This is a genomic window from Neobacillus drentensis (assembly GCF_036966985.1).
Classification (GTDB): Bacteria; Bacillota; Bacilli; order Bacillales; family Cytobacillaceae; genus Neobacillus; species Neobacillus drentensis_E.
Genome location: NZ_JBALSN010000388.1, coordinates 1 through 5,800, shown reverse-complemented (window position 1 = coordinate 5,800; position 5,800 = coordinate 1). Strand labels below are relative to the sequence as shown.

7 protein-coding genes and 1 pseudogene are annotated in these 5,800 nt (G+C 39.6%); all 8 read left to right on the top strand.

The genetic code is table 11. The annotated features are described in order from the left end of the window. Positions 1-468: pseudogene (locus V7659_RS22895) on the top strand (hypothetical protein); the annotation flags it as partial. Between the two features lie 148 nt (positions 469-616). Then, positions 617-1,699, top strand: a complete 1,083-nt coding sequence (locus V7659_RS22890; RefSeq protein ID WP_335542484.1) for a hypothetical protein — start codon at positions 617-619, stop codon at positions 1,697-1,699. After that, positions 1,686-3,854 carry a molybdopterin oxidoreductase family protein gene (locus V7659_RS22885; RefSeq protein WP_335542483.1) on the top strand — a complete coding sequence of 723 codons (2,169 nt, stop codon included), beginning with the start codon at positions 1,686-1,688 and terminating at the stop codon, positions 3,852-3,854. The genes V7659_RS22890 and V7659_RS22885 overlap by 14 nt, the downstream gene beginning before the upstream one ends. Beyond that, positions 3,855-4,415, top strand: a complete 561-nt coding sequence (locus V7659_RS22880) for a 4Fe-4S dicluster domain-containing protein (RefSeq protein ID WP_335542482.1) — start codon at positions 3,855-3,857, stop codon at positions 4,413-4,415. It begins immediately after the preceding gene. 11 nt (positions 4,416-4,426) lie between these two features. After that, the gene (locus V7659_RS22875; RefSeq protein ID WP_335542481.1) at positions 4,427-4,951 is read left to right on the top strand and encodes a Rieske 2Fe-2S domain-containing protein; all 525 of its coding nucleotides are present in this window, start codon (positions 4,427-4,429) and stop codon (positions 4,949-4,951) included. Further along, entirely contained in the window at positions 4,941-5,132 is a 192-nt protein-coding gene (locus tag V7659_RS22870; RefSeq protein ID WP_335542480.1) for a hypothetical protein, read from the top strand. The genes V7659_RS22875 and V7659_RS22870 overlap by 11 nt, the downstream gene beginning before the upstream one ends. After that, a complete protein-coding gene (locus tag V7659_RS22865; RefSeq protein WP_335542479.1) occupies positions 5,125-5,436 on the top strand; it encodes a hypothetical protein in 312 nt (103 codons plus the stop codon). The genes V7659_RS22870 and V7659_RS22865 overlap by 8 nt, the downstream gene beginning before the upstream one ends. After that, positions 5,423-5,704 (top strand): hypothetical protein, encoded by a 282-nt coding sequence (locus V7659_RS22860; protein ID WP_335542478.1) that lies wholly within the window; start codon positions 5,423-5,425, stop codon positions 5,702-5,704. Before V7659_RS22865 ends, V7659_RS22860 begins: the two co-directional genes overlap by 14 nt. Positions 5,705-5,800 lie beyond the last annotated feature (96 nt).

The following is a 5,800-nucleotide window of genomic DNA, read 5'->3' as shown; positions in this document are numbered from 1 at the left end:
ATTACAGGTATTACCGATGGTTTAATGAATTTAGCTATTTTTGATATTGTTATTAGAATCATATTTCAATTCTGTTTTTATATGAAGACTGATTTATACTACGTCTTTGAAAATGTGTCTGGATGTTATAATTTAATGGAGAATGCCCAACAGAAAATTAGAAATCATATTTCATTTCTAAAATCAAAAAAGAGTGAAGAAGTTGTTTTTTTTGATGAGAAAAAGATTGTGTTTCTTTATTCAATCTTTTATTTTCTTGGAGTAGCAGTTACGATATTTTTATTTTTCAAATATTATATTCCAGAAATCATCTTTGCTGGAAAGCAATTACTCCCAGGGTTTGGACGTTTGCCAACAAGTTTAGCTTTTTGGGATGCAGTACTTTTCTCACTTCAAGTTGGAATCTTCCTGCTATTACTTTTGTATTCTTGGCGAAAAAAATACATTCAAAATAAGCTCCATAACTAAATGTGACAGACATTTGTCTAAAATAACATTTCTAGGGGTTTTTTCCCCCCATAATGGGGGAACTCCCTGATATTTATAACACTGCCGTTTTTCTTACAATTAGAGTATGAAAAAACGGTAGTGTTATTTTTATTTAGGAGGAACTCCAATGGAAGCCAATATTTCAATGACTAAAAAACAAGAGCGATCGGTCAATGATGCGTTTGCATCTCATTTTGCTAAATCAATGTTTCTGACGGTTGTTGGACTTGCGATTTTAACGTTTATCGGTACAAGAATGTTTACACATGTTGACTTAAATCTTTATGGATATATGGTAGGAACCATTGTATTTATCGGGGGATTTTTCTACCGCTTTATTGCGTGGGGAGAAAGACCGCCTACCAAAATTTTTATCAAAAAAGGCTTAAAGTTATTATTTCGAAAAAGTACACCTAAAACTGCTGTAAATCATTTAGCTATTTATGATTTCATCCGGAATCGTGGGATGTACCGCTGGGTGCAGCACATTTTAATCGGTTGGGGCTGTGTCCTTGCGTGCTTGGTAACCTTCCCGCTAGTGTTCAGCTGGATGTATTTTACGATGGAAGCCAATGGCTACTATACCATAGTGTTATTTGGAATGAATGTAATGAACGTGAAAGCAGATGGAATCATCGCTTGGTTATCCTATAACGCACTTAATATTGCAGCGATTATGGTTACAGCTGGAGTATGTATGGCTCTAAACCGCCGCTTAAAAAACATGCAAGCCAGAGCAGAACAAAAGTTTATGTATGATTTCTTACCGCTGTATCTATTATTGTTTATTTCTGTTACTGGACTTTTATTAACGGTCCAAAACGTATTCCTACATGGCTGGATGCAGCCGCAAATGTCACTGATTCATCAATTTTCAGTTATTGTGACACTCATTTACCTGCCATTCGGAAAGCTTGCCCATATTCCATTCCGTCCAATGAGTGTATTTGCAAGAAATTACCGTGAACATTATGGAGAACAACATATGAAGGAATGTAAAGTATGCGGAGACCATTTTGTATCAGTGGAACAATCGAATGATGTTATTCAAGTTTTAGGTGTTAATGAAATGGAATTTAACATGCAGGATGGTTTTAATCTTGCAGAACTATGTCTGCCATGTCGCAGAAAATATAGAATCTCAAGATTCTCAGGCTTCGCAACACATCAAGTTAAGGTCAAGGAGGCAAACCAGAATGCAAAGGGATAAATTTTTTAAAGAAATAGAAAATCTTCGTCATCCAAATGAAACGCTCGTAAAAACACACTGCAGTTACTGTGGGATGCAATGTGGAATGAACCTGCGTGTAAATACAAAAACAAATAAAATCATCGGGGTAGAACCACGGTATGATTGGCCGGTAAACGTCGGAAAAATGTGCCCTAAAGGGGTTACAGCCTACCAGCAAACCAACCATGATGATCGGATTTTAAAACCATTAATCCGCGATGATGCATCACTTAAGGGTACAAAAGAAGGCTTTCGTGAAGCCAGTTGGGATGAAGCCTACAGCTTAATTGCTAAGAAGTTTGCAGAGCTTCAAAATAATTACGGAAAAGATACATTGTCAGTATTCAGTGGTGTATCGATGACAAATGAAAAATGTTATTTGACAGGAAAGTTTGCAAGGGTTGGATTGCAAACACGCTACATTGATTATAATGGCCGCTTCTGTATGTCAAGTGCTGCCGGTGGATTCCTTCGCTCTTTTGGAGTTGACCGAGGTTCAACCTTACCATGGACAGATCTCCATGAAACAGATTGCTTATTCATCGCTGGAAGCAATACGGCTGAGTGTCACCCAACCTCAATGTTCAGAGTATGGGCTGTTCAGGAAAGAGGAGGTTACCTAATTGTAGCTGACCCTCGTGAAACCCCGATTGCAAGAAGAGCGGATGTTCACTTGGATTTGCGTCCAGGGACAGACCTTGCCTTAGCAAATGGTATTCTCAACTTACTTATTCAAAACGGATATGCAGATGAAGAATTCGTTAACAATCATACGAATGGCTTTGAAGAAACAAAAGAATTGGTGAAAGAATTTACACCAGAATATACAAGTGAACTTACTGGAGTGGCTCCAGAAAAAATTATTCGTGCCGCTGAAATCTACGGAAAAGCACCAAATGCCATTGTCATGTTTGCGCGTGGTATTGAACAGCAGCATAAAGGTGTCGATAATGTTTCAGCCTACACGAATATGGCATTAGTTACAGGAAAAATTGGCCGTCCAAAAGCGGGAGTAGCAACATTTACAGGGCAGGGTAATGGTCAAGGCGGACGTGAGCATGGTCAAAAATCTGATTTGCTTCCAGGTTATCGTAAAATTACCAATCCGAAGCATGTAGAAGAAGTATGTAAGGTTTGGGGAATTACACCTGAAGAAATGCCGCAGCCTGGTGTTTCTGCATATGAAATGTTCGAACTAATGAAGGAAAAAACAATCAGAGGTTTGTATTTGCTCTGCTCCAACCCAGCAGTATCCGCACCAAACTTAAACTTTGTCCGCAAAGCTTTAAAAGGCTTAGACTTTATGGTTTGTGCAGACTTCTATCTTTCCGAATCCGCAGAATTTGCGGATGTTATCCTTCCAACCGTTACATGGTCGGAGGATGAAGGGACGGTAACCAATTTAGAAGGCCGGATTATTAAAATTAATAAAGCGCAAGAACCAGTTGGTGAATCAAAGCCAGATTGGCAGATTCAAGCAGAGTTAGCAGAGTACCTGGGCAGGGGCAAATATTTCTCCCACTTGAAAACGGCGAGAGATGTGGCTGATGAATTCCGTCTAGCATCTAAGGGCGGTTATGCCGATTATTACGGAGCAACATGGGACAAAATCGACAAGCAAGATGGAGTGTTCTGGCCATGTAAAGATGAAAATGATCCAGGAACACCGCACATGTTCTTAGATAAAAAATTCTACCATCCAGATGGAAAAGCAAAAATTTGTGCCTTACCATACCGTCCGCCTGCTGAAGAGCCGTGCGCGGAATATCCATTACGCTTAACAACCGGACGTGTTGTCTACCATTATCTTTCTGGGAATCAAACTCGCCGCATTCAGTTTTTACGGGATATGTGCCCAGAGCCTTATGTAGAAGTACATCCAGAAACAGCTGCAAAATATAAAATTGAACATGAAGAATTTGTACGCCTCTTTACACGTAGAGGAGAGGCTGATTATAAAGTGAAAATCACAGAAGCGATTCGAAAAGATACCGTTTTTGTTCCGTACCATTTTGGCCATGAGAAATCTATTAATCTATTAACCATTCCAGCGCTTGACCCGATGTCACGGATGCCGGAATTTAAAGCGTGTGCCGCTCAGATTGAAAAACTAGAAATGAAGAAGGTGCAGTAAATGAAAAAGAGGCTATATCTTGAACTTGAAAACTGTATAGGGTGCCGTTCATGTTTGGCGGCTTGTACACAGTGTGGTGGGCATGAAGAACGTAACCGTAACTATGTTTACGATGTGAACCCGCTTGTTAACCGTCAAACCATGCCTCTTATGTGCCTGCACTGCGTAAATCCTGCTTGTGCTAGAAGTTGTCCAGCCCAAGCCATTCAAATCCATGAAACAGGTGCCGTGCTATCGGCTCTTGTGGAAAAGTGTATTGGCTGCCAAAACTGTACAATTGCGTGTCCATATGGAATACCAAAGTTTGATACAGAGCAAAATTTAATGTACAAGTGTGATCTTTGTATTGACCGGACAAAGGACGGCATTCCGCCAATGTGTGCGAGCGTATGTCCATCGAATACATTACAATGGCTGACAGATGAAGAGATAGAAGCGAAACAAAAGCAATTTAACCTAGGTAACGGAAAATGGGTTACAAGTATGCCTTATTTAGAAGGCGAAACAAATGTAAAAGTGAACCTGCCTGGTATTCTGCAGGGCGTCACGAAACTGTTTTAGGAGGGATGAACATGACAGAAAAAAATAATAAAATCCCGTTCAATGAAGATAATTATACCCATAATATTAACCGCAACAATGAAAGAAAACTTGACCGGCGCGGCTTTATGAAAACATTAGTTGGAGCAGCAGGAGTATTTGCTGTTTCCTCTCTTCCTTGGGGAGCATTAGCTGCAAAAGAATTAACCGGATTGGGAGATAAAAAATATCCAAAGCAAAAAATTACTAATGTTAATTCTTTGCCTGTAGGAGATGCAGTTGACTTTGCCTTTCCTGGTGAACATGACAGTGCGATCTTAATTCGATTATCTGAAAATAAATATGTAGCCTACCAAAATGCGTGTACCCACTTAAGATGTCCTGTATTTTGGAAAAAAGATGAAGGAGAAATGCTTTGCCCTTGCCATCACGGAAAATTTGATGTGGAAACGGGTGCGCCAATCGCAGGACCGCCGCGACGTCCGCTTCCTGAAATTTATGTAAAAGTAGAAAACGGTGTAGTATATGCCGTGGGGGTGAAACGTTATGAAGCGTAGTTACCTGCCTGTCGCCTTTCTTTTAGCGGTTTTGATGTTAAACATTATCTTTACTCAATATATGGTTCATCAATATTTCTACGAAAATTATACCAATACGATCATAGCCGCGGTGAGCAACGTGATTTTATTCCCAATCACATTCCTTATCTATAAAAAAGGTGTGAATGTCAATGACTAGTGAGACGTATATTGATTTTTGTTTTGTCCGTCCGTTAGCAGGCGATTTTACAGCTGAAATTGAAAAGTTGTTAAAGAATACGTTTGCGAAAAAACGTCTAAATTGGTTTCTTGAAGAAAAAACCCTTGATGGGGCTGAGATGGTTATTGCAGAAATAAAAGGAATGAGTGACTGGGGTTCGGAAGATGATACGATTCAATTTATCGAAGAACATGCCGATGAGAAGTTTTGGGAGTATCTGCAAGGATATAAGATGTTCATCTATCCTGTGAAGAGAGGATGTAACAGCTGTGGAACTCATTAAGTTAGAAGATGTGAGCCAGTTTGTTGGAGTACCAGTTGAGGTAGCCATTCAAGATGCTGAGGGTGGAGACCAAGCACCTGCAGTAAAGAAAGTAGTAAAAAAAGTACAGTTTTGTCCAGATGGGACACATATCCGCTTTTATTTTGATGATTTTTATTTTCTTGCCGTACCGATTTCTTCACAAATAAGAGAGTCAGAAGGGCAATGGAGGGCTTTTGATTCAGAAAGCGGTTTAACATATACTATAAAAAAGGGCCAGGTTTTCTAAAAAGAACCTGCCTTTTTTATATTGGCTATGTTAAAGCTTATAATTTATTTTGGCACCCTGTTGATTGGAGCGGAAGGCGCGAAGACTCCTGCGGGA